This is a genomic window from Microcoleus sp. Z1_B2 (assembly GCF_036700325.1).
Taxonomy (GTDB): domain Bacteria; phylum Cyanobacteriota; class Cyanobacteriia; order Cyanobacteriales; family Microcoleaceae; genus Microcoleus.
On the sequence record NZ_JAUBOQ010000027.1, the window covers coordinates 1 to 16,405 of the forward strand.

The following is a 16,405-nucleotide window of genomic DNA, read 5'->3' on the forward strand; positions in this document are numbered from 1 at the left end:
TAAAATCCTCAAGCCCCCGAATTTATCTCGCGCAAGTCAATCCAAAATCTAAAATCTAAAATCTAAAATCGAATGACAGGTTTAGTCTCCTTATTTGCCCGAAGTGAACCGCAGCAGTTTCAAGAATATTTTTTGAGTTGGGTAAATGCGATAATCGGGGAATTAGAACTAAACGCGATCGCCCTTCATTGATGGCAAAACAATGAAACTATCTTATGACCGAAATGAGCAGCAAAAAGCCCTATATATATTCACTGCATGGTCTTCAACTCATCAATTAGTTTGAGGGCAAAAAAAAAGAGATAAAAAATTTAATGAGCTAGATGAGTATGAATCCGTAGAATGGCGGCTGAGTGTGTCGGAGTTAGTTTGAATAATTCATGTAGGGGCGATTCCCTACGGGATAGCTGCGCTTCATGCACTTTTTGACAATTGGGGATGTAAGGGCGATCGCACTTTCGGAAAAAGAACAATTGCGTTACACCCAAAACATTATCTGACAAGACTGATGCACTCCGACTAAAGAAACGGGGTTTTTTACCGAATTTGCAGGCTACAACGAAGTATTTGGATAAAAAACCCGGTTTCTGGGCCTCATGGGTAAGTCCTATTAAATAGATGACAAGGGATGTCGGCCGCAATCAAAGCTTCGAGAGGGCGATCGAGCTTTGACGAGTCTTCGTAGATGCCGACAAACTGACTAACGCAACCTAAAGATTCGTCTTAAGGCATTTTTTACCTGTCACTGAAGAGTCTGTACATCAGGATATGCCAGAATTTTTGCATCAGCAGTTAGTAAGGGACACCCGCAAATCCTCGCAGTTGCCACAATGATTTGATCTGCTGGATCGCGGTGAAAACCTGTGAGTTTAGTTGACTCAACAATGATGGGAATGGTGAGTTCGAGTAGCTGCACTCCGGGATAAGCCAAAGCTTGTTTTAACTACTCATCAACTATAACGGACAAAGTAAGTCTTCCCATTTCTACTAATTTAGCAACCTCCCAACAAGAAATGATGCTGATTCCTAAACCTTGAGATTGATATTGTTGTATCCTGTCCCGATGTTTCTGAGTTAGTCGTGTGTTATCGTCAACCCACCAAACCCATATATGAGTATCTAGTACAATCATTGTAACACTTCCCAATCTTCCAAGGAAACCGCAGGTTCAAACGGCTCATTATAGCCAATGACAGTGCCTCGCAAAGGATATAGAAAAGTATTTTTCATGGTTTCATTTACCAAATTTAGATAGCTAATGAATTCTCGATATCCATCCAATTCTGTTTGTTCTTCGGGAGTGAGATTTGATGCTTGTTGTTGAGCTGTTAAAGTTTGAATTCGTTCCTGGGTTTGAATAGAAGCGCTAAATATTAAGAGTCCGTTGACTAACTCAATGCGGACAGAACCTTCGCTGGGCAAGCTGTTGGGTAAGTGAGGCAGCTTGATGGGCAAATTAGCAATCATGGCATTAATTGACTGTATTTGATGTTGTTTTTTTAATTATACCGATCGCTCTGTTGAATTTGACAGTGGTTGCCATGCTGAAATTATAGGGCGATCGCACTTTCGGACAATAAGGGCGATCGCACTTTTGGTTATTTGGGGGAAAAGGGATCTCGCTATCAATTTTTACTCTCGAATGCGAATTCTGTAAACTTCTACCAGTAGTAATTTACCTCGATAATGCTCCTCACTATCGTGCAATGATAAGTATTCTGTTAGCCTTGCCATCAACTGAGGAATAATTTCAGGGTGATTTCTCAGTTGAATAGAAATGATTCCTTGATATGAACTTGGCGGATAAGTCACAATATCTGAGAAGTCTCCATTCAGAGAAACAAGTATGGCATTGAATTCCTGAGCTTTGGCAATGACAATAGTATCTGGAGATTCTATTGAGATGTAATCTCCCAATACAAAAACTTCATGTCCGGTATCACGAAGTATTTGAATAATAGACTTAGGAACGCATTGATCGATGAACAATCTTAAACTCATTAGGCAACTGTTTCAAAATCCGACAAATCGCGAGCATAATCAAGACAAGCAGCTATCTGTTCTTTGGTGATATCTGGAAACTCGTCGATGATTTGTTCTACAGTGTTATTTGATGCTAAATATCCTAAAATCAGGCCAACGGGAATTCTAGTCCCTTTGATTCTTGGTTTACCTCGCAGTACATCGGGGGTACTAACGATATGTTCTCTCCAGTTTACAGGCATAACTTGTCCTTTCTGAATCTGAGAAGTTATATTATCTAATCTGACAAGTTATATTTTAACTTAAGGAATGGCGATCGCCCTTTGGGATTTGACATGGGAAAGGCGATCGCACTTTCGGACAATAAGGGCGATCGTACTTTCGGAAAAAGAAACAATTGCGCTACACTCAAAGCATTATGAGACAGCTTTGAGGTATTGCGTTACAGGCTTCAAATCGATGTCATCGTTGTCAGTCAGTATTTTAAATAAATGACGCGGGATGCCGGCTGCAATCAAAATTTCCAAATCGCGATCGAGCTTTGAGAAGTCTTCATAGATGCCCACAAACTGACTTACGCAAGCTAAAGATGAATCTTTCGGGTCATTGACTCCCGTGTATTTGTACTGAATATCAAAACCTGCTTTTTCGCCAATTTCTTCGATATCCCAGTCTACAAGATTAAGATCGATCGCTTCAACGGCCAGGGCAATATGACCGGGCGGTATGGGGTCAAGAGGCTCGCAGCACCAACCCTCAGAATGGTTCCAGACACTTTGACCAACTGATTCTCGAATTTTCATGTATTTTCCCTCACTGAAAGTAGCAGCGAAACCAGGCTTTGCCTTCAGGGCGAACATCTGCAAGAGACCGTTCATATTCAGTTGCTAGCTGTTGGCATTTCTTTTTCGCTTCTTTTAGGTTATACGCTTGTACGGGTTCGTTGATGGGATTGCCAAGCTCTTCTTTTTCCCGTTCTGGATCTCTCACTTGTCCCCCTTTTTGCTGCTCTTGCTGGATGAGGGGACTTGCTGAGCCTGAAACCACATCTCGATCGCCTCTTCCAACCCTTCTCCTATATTTAGCTGCTTCAGAGTACACGCAGCTTTAAACTGAAGTCCTAGTTCTTTTCGGACATCTCCCGATAGCTGTATGTAATTTGGGTCGTGTCGCTTGGCTGGCACTTCCGTACTTTTTCCCATTTAGGCTTCCTCCAATTTTTATATTCTCACGATCGTACACCTGTTCTGCTTATATGTTATCATGTTAACAAGTTGAATATGTGCGCGAGTGAATAAAAAAAGGGCGATCGCACTTTGGGATTTGACATGGGAAAGGCGATCGCACTTTGGGTTATTTGGGAAAATAAGGTATATCGCACTTTCGGACAATAAGGGCGATCGAGCTTTGAGTAGTCTTCATAAATGCCGACAAACTGACTTACGCAAGTTAAAGTAAAATAAGATTAATTAAGCTTGACAATTTGCAATTGAAACTTAGGTTATATTAAAATGTTCTCAACAAGACCGCTTCTCCACCATACCGCACAGGAATCAGTGCCATGTCCATTTCTCAACCTGAAAAGCCACAGTATTTAAAACCGATTAATCCCCCGGATCTTCAAATGCGGGCGATCGCCTACAGTTTAGATACTTTAATTCCAGGGCTATACATTTGGCTGGGTGCTATCAAAATTAGGATTGGGGGTAGCGAGCCCGAAGAAAGCTATCCGGGGACTATTCACAGTCCCATTGGCATTGCTTTAGTATTCCCTGGCTACCGTATCTATAGCACTTACCAAGGTAGCTATGACCCTTGATAAGCATAAGCTTGACGGCATCATTCAAATTACTGCCAAAACTTTGCCTTCTACAGAATTTGAGTTACTTCTATTGACAGCAGGGTATGGTAAAATTGGTACGGCTCCGGCTCAAGGAAATCGCCTGAAAGTATGGTGGACTCATTCTACTTTTAGACGCATCGAAGCCATTTACAGTGCTGATGGAATAGTTGCTATTACTGCTTATCACGTTTAGAGTTGTAGTTCCAACTCAGAAGTTTTTATTGATTGATGAAAGAGCGATCGCACTTTCGGACAATAATGGCGATCGCCCTTTTGGTTATTTGGAGGAAAAGGGCGATCGCACTTTTGGAAGAAAAGGGCGATCGTACTTTCTCTAACTTTACTTAACTGGCTTCCAACTATTGAGAGATTCCCGAATCGAACTCAATTGACTGAGGTACTCAATAAGCTTGGCTTTTTGATACTCAAGACGAGCTAGAATTTCCGGCGCTTCTGCTTCTTTCGTTTTCCGTTCCTTCAAAACGCGATCGAAGTCATTTTGAAACCTTTTTATGTAATCATTAATTTGCTTTTCGGCACTTCTAAAATCAGCCGAAACCTGTTTGTTAATAACTCGCTCTAACAAATCTTTGTTTGTAAAAGTTTGCACATCTATTTTTTGATTTATTGACTGTAATGTTTGCTGTAAATTAACTTCAAAAAAATTGCGATTTTGGGTAACAGGTTCATCAGTATAATAGACTTGATCGGAGTCACAACAACGACTTTTTTTACCTTTTTTCCTTTCTATTTCTACCACGGCTACTTGTACATCTTTAATTCTTGCATCAATTCCGGGAAAATCAAAACTTGGAAACTGAATCGGGTTTATGTTGAGTTTTACTTCTAAAGCATCACCCAGATAATTAGATAATTCATCTGATATTTCTTGGATATCTTCTTGAATTATTATTGCCAATTTTTCGCGAATATTCGTCCCCTCTCGAACTAATTCATCCTGAGTATCTATCCACCAACTTTGAATATAGGGCGGACAAAACTTATTAATTGTTTTAATTATTTTTTCAGCTTCAGCCTTAGTTTTACACCGAATAATGTACGGATCAAACTCTTCACTATCAACAATATGTTCAGAAACAGAAATATTGAAAGCTTCTGGAATAGACTCACTCAGTCCATCCAACAAAGACGTAGTGACTTTGAATGCTTTTCCTAATACTGGACCGAAAGAAGGTATCAATTCTAACAGTCTTTCTCCAATTTCTCCCACTATTTGTCCAAAACCCCCATTGTTAGTCTTAACTTCTACTGATTGGGGCAACAAGAGATTTTCTTTTAACTTAGGAGATTTAGCGGATCGACGAGATTCGGCAATTTTATGAATCTCACTGCCTATCTGCTCTTTAGCCTTATCCGCAAATATGTTAATTCCTTGACTAAATCCTTGGATTAGTATTTGTTTTTCTTGCTCGACAGTATTTTTGACTAACTCAACTTTGTACCTCGCATTCTCTGAGCGTTTCCTGTACTCTTCAACTTTTTGTTTGAGGGCTTCAATCCCCATTTCCCAACCCCTGATATCTGTATTCAGAGTATCTTCAATTGCCTTAGCAGCTTTATCGATTTCTGCCACCACCTCACTCAATAGATTCCACCCAGAATTTTGCGTAATCCTTTGAATGACTGTTTCTTGAATGGTCGGAATACCGCTATCTTGCAAAGCTCTTGGTGCAATCTCTTCAGGTAAAGGAATTACTCTCCTACCTTTTTCATCTCTCTCAGCATATTTGGCACTAAAGAAATCCTCAAAATCTTTTATCTCCTTTTCAGTGGCCTTTTCTTGCTGAATCAGTTTCGCTAGAAGCCCTTGTCGAGAACTAGCAGGGTAAATAACTGGATTGCAAAAGCCAAAGCCAACTAACTCTCGCTCTAAATCTTTAATGACATCAGCAATTTCTTTGTCTCTCTCTGTTTTTTGGTCAACTTTATTCAAAATAAAGTAAATTTTCCCCGTGTTCTCAGCTATAAAATCCTTACGATTTTCAACAACATCCTTAAACAAATCAGCAACTGCATTATCTTTGTAGGAAGCGTAGTTTAAAATAAACAGAATGGCATTGCAGGTTCGCAGTGCTTCTAGTGCTGTCTGCTTCAGTGCATTTATGTTGAAGTTTGCAGACTCCCACTCATTAGGGCCGGGAGTATCAACTAAGGTAAAGCCTGTGAGAGAAGATAATTGGCTAATTGCTTCAATCGGATGCTCTATCTCAAAGCGTGTAGTGTTATCAGGATTGCCTTGTTCTCTGATTTCACGGGTACGCTGCAGGAACTTTTGCTGAATTTCGCCTGCGTCACCCTCAACAAGAATGACTGGTTTTCTTTCTCCTTCTCGATACTCTAAAAGTTTAGGAGTTTCGCCCGGTTTAATGTGTCGGACATCTGTACGGCAGATAGTACAGGCGGCCGTTTCACTCGCCAGCACATCAGCACCGATGATAGAATTTAAGAAGGTGCTTTTGCCAGCTTTCATTGCTGCTATGACGGCTACTTGATATTTCTGATCTTGCAAAGCCTTTAAAGCTTTGTTAATTTCATCTTCAATGCTTTGTAGCCCTTGACTTTCATCTCCCTGAATGCGGAGTCCGTCTCGAAATTCTTTGAGATATTGTAAGAGGAAAGTGCCTGTACTGTCAATGCTGGTGTATGCTGCTTGAAATTCTTGAGAAGACATAAGTTAACACTTTTTAGTTGAGGGACGGGCTAAGTTAGAGCTAGAAATTCGCGGTTCAAATTGAAAGATATTTAGCGCTTACCCACCTATCCGCCAGGGGTTTAAACCCCTGGCTAACAGCGAAAGTCCTCTGAAGAGGACTGAAAATTTTGTACATTAGGTATTTAGTCCTCTTTAGAGGACTTTCGCTATGAGACGGGGGTTTTTAACCCCCGGCGGACTCGTGCAACAAGCGCTAAATATCAACAACCGACTTGAGTTATTAGCCTGGGATTTAAGTCCCTGGCGCGAGTCAATATTTAGTCGTCAGAAAAAGCCTTGCTAATCCCGTAAAATGCCAAACCAGCCAACGCACCTACGGCTATACCAACTGGGCCAGCAGCAGCACCCATACCAGCACCTCCACCAACAGCACCAATTGCCGTAAAACCTGTAGCAGCTACCACACCAGCACCCACAGCACCACCCGCAGCAGCGGAACCTGCCGCTTTCGCTATTTCATCACCTTTAGCCATTGGAATACCTCAGTTTAAGGAACAAAAACTAACTTTTTGACTAATGAAAGTTAACTAAACAGGTAAAATTTGAAATATCACGATCGCGCCTCCCCGCTTAGCTAAGTATTTACACTTATATCTTTAGTATTAGTATAATACTACACTAGCTATCGATAGCAAGCAACTAACAAACGCTAGCAATTTCCGTTATGCTATCGTTAGCCACATCTCACCACACCCGACAATGGTACCAAAGGAAGATTTATTTGCCGAAGGCGCCAAACACTGGGACTTAGAAAGGCTGTACCAAGCTTTTGCAGAAGCTAAACGGCAAATCTCTCCCCGATCGCGCAGGGGACTAACAGAAACAGAAAAACTTTACCTCCGAGGATTGCTTTCCGGTTGCAGCCCCGCCGAAATCGCCCGCCAACTGTTTCAGAGTTCCAAAAGTGCAGAGGTTTATTTATGTAAAACTTTATACCAATATGTTAAAAAACTCGCCGATGTACCTAACGAACCTGTAGGAAATTGGCGCAATATTTGCGATCGGCTACAGGAAGCCGGATATAAAACTCAGTCTTCTCCTGAATTTAAAATAAATAATTCTGTACCTACAGAAGCATTAATAAAGATAGTTAATATAGGTTGGCTGGAGCAAAGTACAATATCAATGGATATTAACATTCAATTAACATTCCCCTCCACTTCAGAAACTACGAAAAAAGAAGATTTGGATAAAGAGGATTAGATGGGCGATCGCACTTGGGGACAAAAAGGGCGATCGCCCCTCCACACAGAGGCAAAAATGTTAATAATCTTATAGCCGATCGTTTTAGAAGGAACTTTTTGATAAAATATCAAAATTAAAACAGCTTCACCCGCTTCGATTTTACCTAAAACAATAAAATCAGTCAAATTTATGTCTCGATTAAGTATCAGATCGAACAAAAAAGCTCTGGGCTTTGTGCTGGGTTTATTAATTTTTGTCATTTTTATTCCCGGATGTTGGGCTTTAACAACTAATATTGCTCCCACAGCAGTACGGCAAGTAGATAACACAGTAGCTGTGCGGGCAGATGTACAAAATACATCAAATTCTCGCTCTTCTTTAGGAGTTGGGCTTCACGGTATTGCTGACTCGTCAACACAATTACCCTTTTTAGATGCTTTCAAATCTTCTAGACAATGGATAACTCAATGCGTCAGCGGACAACCAAACTGTCAAGGTGAATGGGATACAGAAGAGTATAATCTTTTAAACCTTGATGAAAATGGGTGGGTGAAGTCTCTCCCCTCGCCCGAAGATGCTCCTAAATATACTAGGGTAAGTACCCTATTACTTAGGGAAATCCCCAATCGCTATCCTTCAGGGCAATATATTGTTACTTATGAGGGTGAAGGTGCGATCGAATATAGGTTTGATGCCAAAAAAGATGAGGCTGCGTCGAAACCTGGGAGGGATATCATTAATGTCGATGCCACACAAGGCGGAGGCATAATGATTACAATTACTGCTACCGATCCCAATAAAACAGGGAACTATATCCGCAATATTAAAGTTGTTCACTCCCAAGATGAACAGCTTATTCAAAGCGGTGAAATATTTAATCCGCTGTTTATAGACAAGATTAAAAAATTTAGAGTTTTGCGTTTTATGGACTGGATGGAGACAAATGGTTCTGAACAAAAACAATGGTCAAACCGACCTAAACCAGAGAGTGTATCCTATTCTTACAGAGGCAGTGTTCCCATAGAAGTCATGGTGAATTTAGCTAATAAAGTTCAAGCAGAACCCTGGTTTAATATGCCGCATCAGGCTACGGATGAATATATGACTAACTTTGCTAAAATGGTAAAAGATAGTTTAGATCCAAAGCTGAAAGTTTATGTAGAGTATTCTAATGAGGTTTGGAATTGGTTATTTCCACAATCTCATTATGCTTTGGAACAAGGTAAAGCGAAGTGGGGAGATAAAGGCGATGCTTTTATGCAATGGTACGGAATGCGTACTGCTCAAATGTGCGATATCTGGAAAGGTGTTTTTGAGGATCAAAAGAATCGAGTTGTCTGCGTGTTAGGAACTCAAAGAGCCTGGAGAGATTTAGAAACTTATTCTTTAGAGTGTTCCTATTGGGTGGCTGAAGGCAATAAACCTTGTTATCAACACGGTATTGATGCCGTAGCCATAGCTGGATATTTTAGCGGCAACTTGGGCGGGAAAGAAAGTGTCAGCACAGTAGAGTCTTGGTTGAATGACGCAGATGGCGGATTTGGCAAAGCTTTTAAGCAATTAAGAGAGGGCGGGTTACTGCCGGGGTTCAAAGATAGTTTGCCCGATGTTGAGAATGACTTTAAGTATTTCTTAGATGTGGCTCAAAAAAAAGGTCTCAAGTTATTTGTTTACGAGGGCGGTCAACATATTGTAGGTATTGAAGGAGTTGAGAACAACGAAAAACTGACTGAGTTTTTTATGGCATTAAATAGGCGTCCTGAAATGTATGATATGTACACTCAATTACTGAATAGTTGGAAACAAGCTGGAGGCAGTCTTTTCATGCACTTTGTGGACGTTGGTGGATTTAGTAAGTGGGGAAGTTGGGGGGCTTTGGAATATGTGGAACAAAAGGGTTCGCCTAAGTATGATGCTTTGATGGATTTTATTGATAAGAATCCTTGCTGGTGGGATGGGTGTGCTGTGGAGGGATGATCGGGAATTGGGTGCAATCAAGAATCGTTCGATCGCACTTCCTCAAACTCTCCAGCATCCCCCGGCAAACCCGAACCCTCGCTACTCCTCAACCTGGGCGATTCCCCATTACTAGCACCGGCACCGTAAACCCCAGAATGCCTGCCCTCCAAACCCGAATCCCTCAGCGAAAGCGCACTTCTTTGACTCGGCGACAATCTATCTGTCGATCGGCGATTTGTCCCAGACATCGGTGGCTTGCGAGTTAAAGTTTTCCAAGCAGCCTTAATCCCAGTCACCACGCTGCGAGTAGTTACCTGCACATTTTGCGCCTGCTTTTTGGCGCTACCAATACTTCGATCGACCTGTTTGACAACCTCGCCCGCACTTTGTACTCCCTCGCTGACATCATCCGTCAACTCGCTAATTTCCAGCCCCGTCAAGCGAATCGCCTCCAAAGTCGGCGGAAATTCGCGAGAAAGCGTGTCAGCGAGCTTTTCCACGCTGCGGGCCGCCCTGGCCAGCGCTTGCACTGCAGGTATTAAAGTCACTAAAACAGCAGTCAGGCTAACTGCCACTAGCAAAATTGAAAGTCCTAGCCAAAATATAGGATCGCTCACTTGAATCTGGGATTGGGGGTTGAGAATTTCATGCCATTTAGCGGATGGGAGGGCGCGAGGAGGGACTCACTTCAGATTCAGCTTCCGACAGGGTTTGGCGTTCCCGCTGAGTCGCTTCCAAACCGGCCGCGATCGCCTCTTTGAGTCTAATCAAAGTTTCGTCCCAATTTCGGATGGCAGTTTCAGAAAGTCGATCGGCCTGCAACTGCACGCTAGTCGATAAATCTTCCGCCAACTCCGGCAAAGCATCGGCTGATTTTTTCAATATCTGCCGCGTCTCCTTGCCCGGTCGCGGTGCCATCAGCAAGCCAGTCACGGCCCCGATCGCAGAACCCACAAGCAAACCGCCAATAAATAATCCTGAACGTTTAGTTGACATTTTTATAACTTCTCTCCATACACCAATTTTAGGGGCGTTTGCCTGATCGCAGCCCTTTACAAAGGTAGAAATATTGTTGAAAACCCTAGGGAGTCAGCACAGGCGGCAATTTTAGGATAGCTTACCTCAAACGTCGATCGCGCCTGGACCAAAGCATCCGTCCCAAACCCAGCAATCCCAAAAGTTGCTGAACCTGTTGCAGTTGCAATTCTAGTTGTTGATAACGCCGTCGTAGTTGGCGAGTACCTTGCTGCCTTTTACCAAGGAAATCCGGCGACATACTGAGGACATTGCTGCTACAGCGTTCGATTGCTGCGATCCGAAGTTCCAAACGTGCGATCGTCCGCCTGATTTTCCCCACCTTCGCAGCGATATAAAAACAGACCAGAGATATCATTAAATTGATAATTACCACACCCGCCAGCATTATTTTACCTGCTTTCAACTAATCCCTTTTGCCATCTCAATAACCTTTCAGTCGTCTTCAGACGACTTAAGCTTTGAGGCAGGGGTTTAAACCCCTGCCCGACTGCCGGACTATTGTAACAGCCCCAAAATACCCCTTGTAAAAGTTTTAAGCCTGAGACATAGCAGGCAAACAAACCTTAGTACCGCCCAAACCGCAATAACCGTTCGGGTTTTTAGCAAGATACTGCTGATGATAGCTTTCTGCGTAATAAAACTCAGGAGCATCAATAATTTCAGTAGTAATTTTGCCGTAACCGGCCGCCGTCAAAGCCTGCTGGTAAGCATCTCGCGAAGCTTCAGCTAACTGCATTTGGCTAGCTGAATACGTGTAAATGCCCGATCGGTACTGAGTACCAGAATCATTACCCTGACGCATTCCTTGAGTAGGATTGTGACTTTCCCAAAAAACTTTAAGCAGCGTTTCGTAACTAATTACTTTCGGATCGAACACAACCAGAACTACTTCATTATGTCCCGTCATCCCGCTGCAAACTTCATTGTAAGTAGGATTCGGAGTAATCCCAGCCGCGTAGCCAACAGCCGTCGAAAAAACTCCATTTTGCTGCCAAAATTTGCGTTCCGCTCCCCAAAAACAGCCCAGGCCAAACAACGCAGTCTCCATGCCGTTTGGAAAGGGAGGTTTGAGCGGATTGCCGTTAACAAAGTGACTTGCCGGTACCGACATCGACTCTGCCCGTCCCGGTAATGCCTCTTGGGGAGAGGGCAGGCTCGACTTTTTGCCAAATCCAAATAGCACCATAAGTTTGTGAGGGGATCTCTGATAAACATCTTTACCTTACTTAATAATATCAGATGTATACTGAAAACAGTGGTCTGCTTAAAGGTAGAAGGTAAAAACCACAAGGCAGATTTTTTTACGGAAGGTTTTTGGTGATACTGCTCACTGTCCACGCAGTTTTAAATCACATGAGGCAGTGTTCTATGTCACGAAAACATACCTTAAATATCACCTATTGTTGAGGTATAAATCACGCGGATTTTAGGCAAAATAGCCGATTATTAAAGGTATGGTGTTGTAGTAGTTATTCAATGCCATTTATAGGGAGTGTGTAGAGATGGGCGCTAAACCTTGCAGTCAACCTTTAAAATCTAATCCCTTTATTACTTACCGCGACCCAATTACAGGCAAGTGGATTGTGGTAAATCAGACTTTGCCCCAAGCAGCAGAACAAGCACAGCTAGCAGCAGCTTGAGTTTTCCTCTTAATTTTATACCTGAAAAATCAACTATAATTTCAGATTGCGTAGGGGCGGGTTTTACCAACCATCTATGTCGGAAACGAATAATCTGAAAAACCCGCCCTCCCAAGACGAACAATCCAAATGTACATTTTTTCGATGCGTTCACAGACAGCGTTGATGCAGATTATTCATTGTGTGGGGGCGGGTTTATCTAGATTGTTGGCAGTCATTAAATAGTCGTAAGGTGCTTAGGTTGCACCCTACATAAGCTGTGTTGCATCTAGATTGCCTATGGTATTAGAGAGGGAGAGGGTCCGATGGGGATCGGGGGAGAGGACTTGACGATTGTTCGATCGGGACTCGAAATATACAATTTAAATGCACAACAGCTTATAGCCATCCTAAATCATTTGTGAATTTCTTACTCCCTCCCCGCGATTTCGGGGAGGGTTGGGGTGGGGTAAAAAATTTACGACTCCTGCAAAGATTGCTATAAGTAGCACCATACTTTTAAACATTCCTCATCTCTTTTTGCAGTTCCAAATATCGATAGAGGCTCCAAGAACCCTATTGCATGAACGACTTAACCTTGTTCTGCAACAAATCACACCTGAACTGTCGCAGTTCGCTATCTTCTTACAATTTCATTCTTGAAGCTTTATTCTCGGCAGCTTCATATTAAATTGGTATCAGCACTGTACATGACGTAAACCTCTAAAGTTGCTAATTTAGTCGGGTCATAAAATATTTAAAATTGATTGTGCTTTGTGATTTGTAAACTTGCAACGAGCAAGCAGCTATCTTGTAGACTCGCCGGAAATCAGGCAAGTTGAGCAACAGCGGCAACAAATAACCTGAAGTGGGGTGAAGTTTTATGTAATTGAGCCAATATGTAACTAGAGTTCCTTCGCAGCTTCCCGACTGAAATGGATATTGCAAAACTAGATACTTGGTATTCTCCTTCTCAACGCCGCACGGCTGTTTCGCTGTTGATGAAACGAGTAGGCGTAACCCGCACTAGGGCTGAATGCTTTATCAGGCTTTGGGTTTACTTATCGGTGAAACAGCTTCAGGAAAGCCAGCCCCGTCTCAAACCACCGCTGACGAAACTGGAAGTACCCGCAACAGAAGTGCAGTGCACTCACCGGGAAGCCGCCGAACTATTTTACTGCGATTCCGATCGCGGGAGCGATCGCGCCGCCGGAATGATGTTAGATAAATTAGCAGCACTCGGATTAATCGCAAAACACTTTGATGGTAACGCTACGGCAATTAAAATTCAGTCAGTTTCAGAAATTTTAGAAACCGCCGAACCTCAAAAGCCTGTACAACTCCAATTAGATGATTTCAACCCTCGGTGCGACGCAATTATCGTTGCCAATTTATTAGCCACCAATTACAACTGGATGAACCGCAACACTAACACAGTTCCCCACAAAATTGCTAAAATACTCCGGCTTTTTGCCCATCAATACTCAAAGGGAATGCGAGTTTTGCGCCGCTCAGATAATCTAAATCCAGTCGGCTTTTACTTACTTTATCCCACAGCTAGCGAATCGGAAGTGAATTTTTTTAATGCTCCTAGTAAAGGGCTTCATTTAAGCTCTATTTCCGATATCGATCCTTTCAAAATGGCGTTACCAGGAGATCAAAATTGCCAGTCAGTATTTGTCCGCAGTTGGATGATCGATCCGCAGTATTTGTCAGAATACCGCATTGCTTTTCTCGAAGACTCACAAAAAGTTTTAGGCGAAATGCAAACAGATTTTCCCAATCTTTGCGACTTGTACACCCTGATGATCCACCCCATGTACGAAAAACAGTCCCTGGCTTTGGGATTTCAGAAGACTAGCAGCGATAGTCAGTTATCTGTTTATTGGATGTATCTAGCATTGGATAGATTTTTAGCGCTGGATATCAAGGAAGCGTTGCTAAAACTGTAAGAAGAAGGAAGAAGGAAGGCACAACACTGATTTTGACACGGATACACGGATGAATTGTCGAGCCTGAGACATCGTAGGGTGCGTCGCCATCAGTCATCTAATTGGGAACCTGAAAATCTCATAGCGACGCACCATACTGATTTTGACACGGATACACAAATGAATTGTCGAGCCTGAGACATCCTAGGGTGCGTCGCCATCAGTCATCTAATTGGGAACCTGAAAATCTCATAGCGACGCACCATACAAGGGAGCTCGTTACCAACAATAATTCCCTAAAACCAACAATCTCATAGACGGCCGGACTCATATAATTCTGATGAAGCGCCGATTAGATATAATGGAGATTGGGAAGAAGTTGAGGATTTAACAGCACCACAAACCAGCCTACAAAACTTCCCGTCCCAAATAGGGTTGTAAGGCTTCCGGCACTTTTACCGTCCCGTCGGGCTGCTGGTAATTCTCCAAAATAGCCGCCATTGTCCGGCCCACAGCTAAACCCGAACCGTTCAGCGCGTGAACGAATTGAGTGCCTTTTTTACCCGCTTCTTTAAAGCGAATATTTGCCCGCCGCGCCTGAAAATCTGCGACGTTGGAACAACTGGAAATCTCGCGGTATTTGCCCGCAGATGGCAGCCACACCTCTAAATCGTAGGTTTTGGCGGCCGCGAAACCTAAGTCGCCGGTACATAGCGCGATCGCCCGATAAGGCAATTTCAGCGCCTGCAAAACTCCCTCAGCATCCTGCACTAACTTTTCGTGCTCTGCCTCGGAGGTACTCGGATGCACGAGTTTTACCAATTCAACTTTATTAAATTGGTGCAATCGAATTAATCCCCGCGTATCTTTGCCGTAACTGCCAGCTTCCCGGCGAAAACAAGGAGTGTAAGAACAGTGATAAATTGGCAACTGTTCTGCTGTCAAAATTTCACCTCTGTACAAATTGACAACCGGAACTTCGGAAGTAGGAATTAACCACAAATCATCTTGGTCGCACTTGAAACTTTCTTCAGCAAATTTGGGTAATTGACCCGTAGCTGTGAGAGATTCAGTGTTAACTAAAAGTGGGGGAATCACTTCTACATAACCAGCTTTTGTGTGGCGATCGAGCATGAATTGAATAATCGATCTTTCCAGGGCTGCCCCAGCTCCCATTAAGCTCACAAAGCGGGGCTGAGCAATTTTTACCGCCCGTTCAAAGTTGATAATTCCTAATTTTTCGCCGATTTCCCAGTGCGGTAAAATACCGGGATTTTGGGGTATATATTCGTCTCCCCAGCGCCGGATTTCGACGTTTTCCTCTTCATTTTTGCCGATCGGCGTTGAGGAACCAGGCAAGTTTGGCAGTGGCAGCAATAAAGCTTCTATTTGAGCTTTTATGTCTTTTTCCTGTGCTTGCAGTTCGTTCGACTCGGTGCCGACGGCGTTGCCTTCTGCCTGCAGTTCCTGAATTTCGGGAGATTCGAGGGGTAAACCCGATTTTCTTTTTTGACCGATGAGTTTGGCAATTTCGTTGCTGCGGGCTTGTAGTTGCGATCGCTTGCCTTCCAACTCCCGCTGCTGTTTGTCTAATTGCAAAATCGGCTCGATTTCATAGTTACCTCCGCGCAGGTTGAGGCTTTCTTGCACGGCTTGCGGGTTGTCTCGGATTAATTTGAGGTCTAGCACAGATTTATTCTAAATCTTAAATTTTATCGGACTTGCGCTCAGAAACCCGGTTTCTGGGAAAATATTGGCTTTGGCAAGGATAAATCTAGGAATCAACGGGGTTTCTGAGGATTCCTGCGCCTGTCCTATCTTAGATTAACAGGGACAATACGGTCTAAAGTACAAGCTTTGTTAATCATTTACAGCCTTGATTATAAGTTATTGTCATTAAATGATCGTCGTTGGTGTCACCCATCAGGGGTGACACCCCACAAATCATGCTATACTGAGCACATTAGTAGATGCACCCTGATAATTTTCTACCCCAGCCAGCGATGGCAGGGGTTTTTTGTTGTCGCACCGAAAAGAAAACCCCAGAAGGGGTTTGCTACCCGGATGTGGCGCGCGGGGATGGTTTCCCTCGATCCAATGCTGCGCCCGCATC

At 43.1% G+C, this 16,405-nt stretch carries 23 protein-coding genes; 7 read left to right on the forward strand and 16 right to left on the reverse strand.

Features of this window, described 5'->3' with window-relative positions:
- Positions 1-742: 742 nt before the first annotated feature.
- The 8 genes from QT984_RS16950 to QT984_RS16985 all read right to left on the reverse strand — a co-directional run bounded on the left by QT984_RS16950 (position 743) and on the right by QT984_RS16985 (position 3,185).
- Positions 743-931, reverse strand: coding sequence for a hypothetical protein (locus QT984_RS16950; protein ID WP_333053426.1), 189 nt, complete (start codon positions 929-931; stop codon positions 743-745).
- A 197-nt stretch (positions 932-1,128) separates the two neighbouring features.
- Positions 1,129-1,467 (reverse strand): hypothetical protein, encoded by a 339-nt coding sequence (locus QT984_RS16955; RefSeq protein ID WP_333053425.1) that lies wholly within the window; start codon positions 1,465-1,467, stop codon positions 1,129-1,131.
- Positions 1,468-1,632: 165 nt separating this feature from the next.
- Positions 1,633-2,001, reverse strand: a complete 369-nt coding sequence (locus QT984_RS16960; RefSeq protein WP_333053424.1) for a DUF5615 family PIN-like protein — start codon at positions 1,999-2,001, stop codon at positions 1,633-1,635.
- The gene (locus QT984_RS16965) at positions 2,001-2,225 is read right to left on the reverse strand and encodes a DUF433 domain-containing protein (RefSeq protein ID WP_190742266.1); all 225 of its coding nucleotides are present in this window, start codon (positions 2,223-2,225) and stop codon (positions 2,001-2,003) included. The genes QT984_RS16960 and QT984_RS16965 overlap by 1 nt, the downstream gene beginning before the upstream one ends.
- Positions 2,226-2,260: 35 nt before the next feature.
- Positions 2,261-2,395, reverse strand: a complete 135-nt coding sequence (locus QT984_RS16970; RefSeq protein ID WP_333271679.1) for a hypothetical protein — start codon at positions 2,393-2,395, stop codon at positions 2,261-2,263.
- 4 nt (positions 2,396-2,399) lie between these two features.
- Positions 2,400-2,786, reverse strand: a complete 387-nt coding sequence (locus QT984_RS16975; protein WP_333053423.1) for a hypothetical protein — start codon at positions 2,784-2,786, stop codon at positions 2,400-2,402.
- Positions 2,787-2,796: 10 nt separating this feature from the next.
- Positions 2,797-2,973, reverse strand: a complete 177-nt coding sequence (locus tag QT984_RS16980; RefSeq protein ID WP_190738037.1) for a hypothetical protein — start codon at positions 2,971-2,973, stop codon at positions 2,797-2,799.
- Entirely contained in the window at positions 2,970-3,185 is a 216-nt protein-coding gene (locus QT984_RS16985; protein WP_333053422.1) for a hypothetical protein, read from the reverse strand. Before QT984_RS16985 ends, QT984_RS16980 begins: the two co-directional genes overlap by 4 nt.
- Before the next feature lie 88 nt (positions 3,186-3,273).
- Here QT984_RS16985 and QT984_RS16990 point away from each other — a divergent pair, with 88 nt between their 5' ends.
- The 3 genes from QT984_RS16990 to QT984_RS17000 all read left to right on the forward strand — a co-directional run bounded on the left by QT984_RS16990 (position 3,274) and on the right by QT984_RS17000 (position 4,019).
- Positions 3,274-3,441, forward strand: coding sequence for a hypothetical protein (locus tag QT984_RS16990; RefSeq protein WP_333053421.1), 168 nt, complete (start codon positions 3,274-3,276; stop codon positions 3,439-3,441).
- Between the two features lie 103 nt (positions 3,442-3,544).
- Positions 3,545-3,802 carry a hypothetical protein gene (locus QT984_RS16995; RefSeq protein ID WP_333053420.1) on the forward strand — a complete coding sequence of 86 codons (258 nt, stop codon included), beginning with the start codon at positions 3,545-3,547 and terminating at the stop codon, positions 3,800-3,802.
- Entirely contained in the window at positions 3,792-4,019 is a 228-nt protein-coding gene (locus tag QT984_RS17000; RefSeq protein ID WP_333144411.1) for a hypothetical protein, read from the forward strand. Before QT984_RS16995 ends, QT984_RS17000 begins: the two co-directional genes overlap by 11 nt.
- A gap of 147 nt (positions 4,020-4,166) precedes the next feature.
- Here the strand turns inward: QT984_RS17000 and QT984_RS17005 are convergent, their stop codons facing one another.
- On the reverse strand, positions 4,167-6,518 hold the full coding sequence (locus tag QT984_RS17005; protein WP_333374520.1) for a dynamin family protein: 2,352 nt from the start codon (positions 6,516-6,518) through the stop codon (positions 4,167-4,169).
- 299 nt (positions 6,519-6,817) lie between these two features.
- Entirely contained in the window at positions 6,818-7,033 is a 216-nt protein-coding gene (locus QT984_RS17010) for a hypothetical protein (protein WP_333374522.1), read from the reverse strand.
- Between the two features lie 226 nt (positions 7,034-7,259).
- Here QT984_RS17010 and QT984_RS17015 point away from each other — a divergent pair, with 226 nt between their 5' ends.
- Positions 7,260-7,763 (forward strand): DNA-binding response regulator, encoded by a 504-nt coding sequence (locus tag QT984_RS17015; RefSeq protein WP_333374524.1) that lies wholly within the window; start codon positions 7,260-7,262, stop codon positions 7,761-7,763.
- Here the strand turns inward: QT984_RS17015 and QT984_RS17020 are convergent.
- Entirely contained in the window at positions 7,760-7,930 is a 171-nt protein-coding gene (locus tag QT984_RS17020; RefSeq protein WP_333374526.1) for a hypothetical protein, read from the reverse strand. The two genes, QT984_RS17015 and QT984_RS17020, sit on opposite strands and share 4 nt — an antisense overlap.
- A gap of 4 nt (positions 7,931-7,934) precedes the next feature.
- On the opposite strand from QT984_RS17020, the gene QT984_RS17025 reads away from it, so the two are divergent.
- Positions 7,935-9,722, forward strand: coding sequence for a cellulose-binding protein (locus QT984_RS17025; RefSeq protein WP_333211692.1), 1,788 nt, complete (start codon positions 7,935-7,937; stop codon positions 9,720-9,722).
- Positions 9,723-9,739: 17 nt separating this feature from the next.
- On the opposite strand, the gene QT984_RS17030 is transcribed toward QT984_RS17025, so the two are convergent.
- The 4 genes from QT984_RS17030 to msrA form a co-directional block, all read right to left on the reverse strand.
- On the reverse strand, positions 9,740-10,321 hold the full coding sequence (locus tag QT984_RS17030) for a DUF948 domain-containing protein (RefSeq protein WP_333053413.1): 582 nt from the start codon (positions 10,319-10,321) through the stop codon (positions 9,740-9,742).
- A gap of 37 nt (positions 10,322-10,358) precedes the next feature.
- On the reverse strand, positions 10,359-10,700 hold the full coding sequence (locus tag QT984_RS17035; protein ID WP_333053412.1) for a YtxH domain-containing protein: 342 nt from the start codon (positions 10,698-10,700) through the stop codon (positions 10,359-10,361).
- Between the two features lie 121 nt (positions 10,701-10,821).
- The gene (locus QT984_RS17040) at positions 10,822-11,145 is read right to left on the reverse strand and encodes a hypothetical protein (protein WP_333053411.1); all 324 of its coding nucleotides are present in this window, start codon (positions 11,143-11,145) and stop codon (positions 10,822-10,824) included.
- Between the two features lie 129 nt (positions 11,146-11,274).
- Entirely contained in the window at positions 11,275-11,928 is a 654-nt protein-coding gene (msrA, locus tag QT984_RS17045; RefSeq protein ID WP_333053410.1) for a peptide-methionine (S)-S-oxide reductase MsrA, read from the reverse strand.
- A 316-nt stretch (positions 11,929-12,244) separates the two neighbouring features.
- Here msrA and QT984_RS17050 point away from each other — a divergent pair, with 316 nt between their 5' ends.
- Both QT984_RS17050 and QT984_RS17055 read left to right on the forward strand, forming a co-directional pair.
- Positions 12,245-12,382: a hypothetical protein gene (locus tag QT984_RS17050; protein ID WP_333053409.1), complete on the forward strand. Its 138-nt coding sequence runs from the start codon at positions 12,245-12,247 to the stop codon at positions 12,380-12,382.
- A gap of 914 nt (positions 12,383-13,296) precedes the next feature.
- The gene (locus tag QT984_RS17055; protein WP_333053408.1) at positions 13,297-14,313 is read left to right on the forward strand and encodes a hypothetical protein; all 1,017 of its coding nucleotides are present in this window, start codon (positions 13,297-13,299) and stop codon (positions 14,311-14,313) included.
- Between the two features lie 387 nt (positions 14,314-14,700).
- Here QT984_RS17055 and serS read toward each other — a convergent pair whose 3' ends face one another.
- Positions 14,701-15,981, reverse strand: coding sequence for a serine--tRNA ligase (gene serS / locus QT984_RS17060; RefSeq protein ID WP_333053407.1), 1,281 nt, complete (start codon positions 15,979-15,981; stop codon positions 14,701-14,703).
- Positions 15,982-16,405 lie beyond the last annotated feature (424 nt).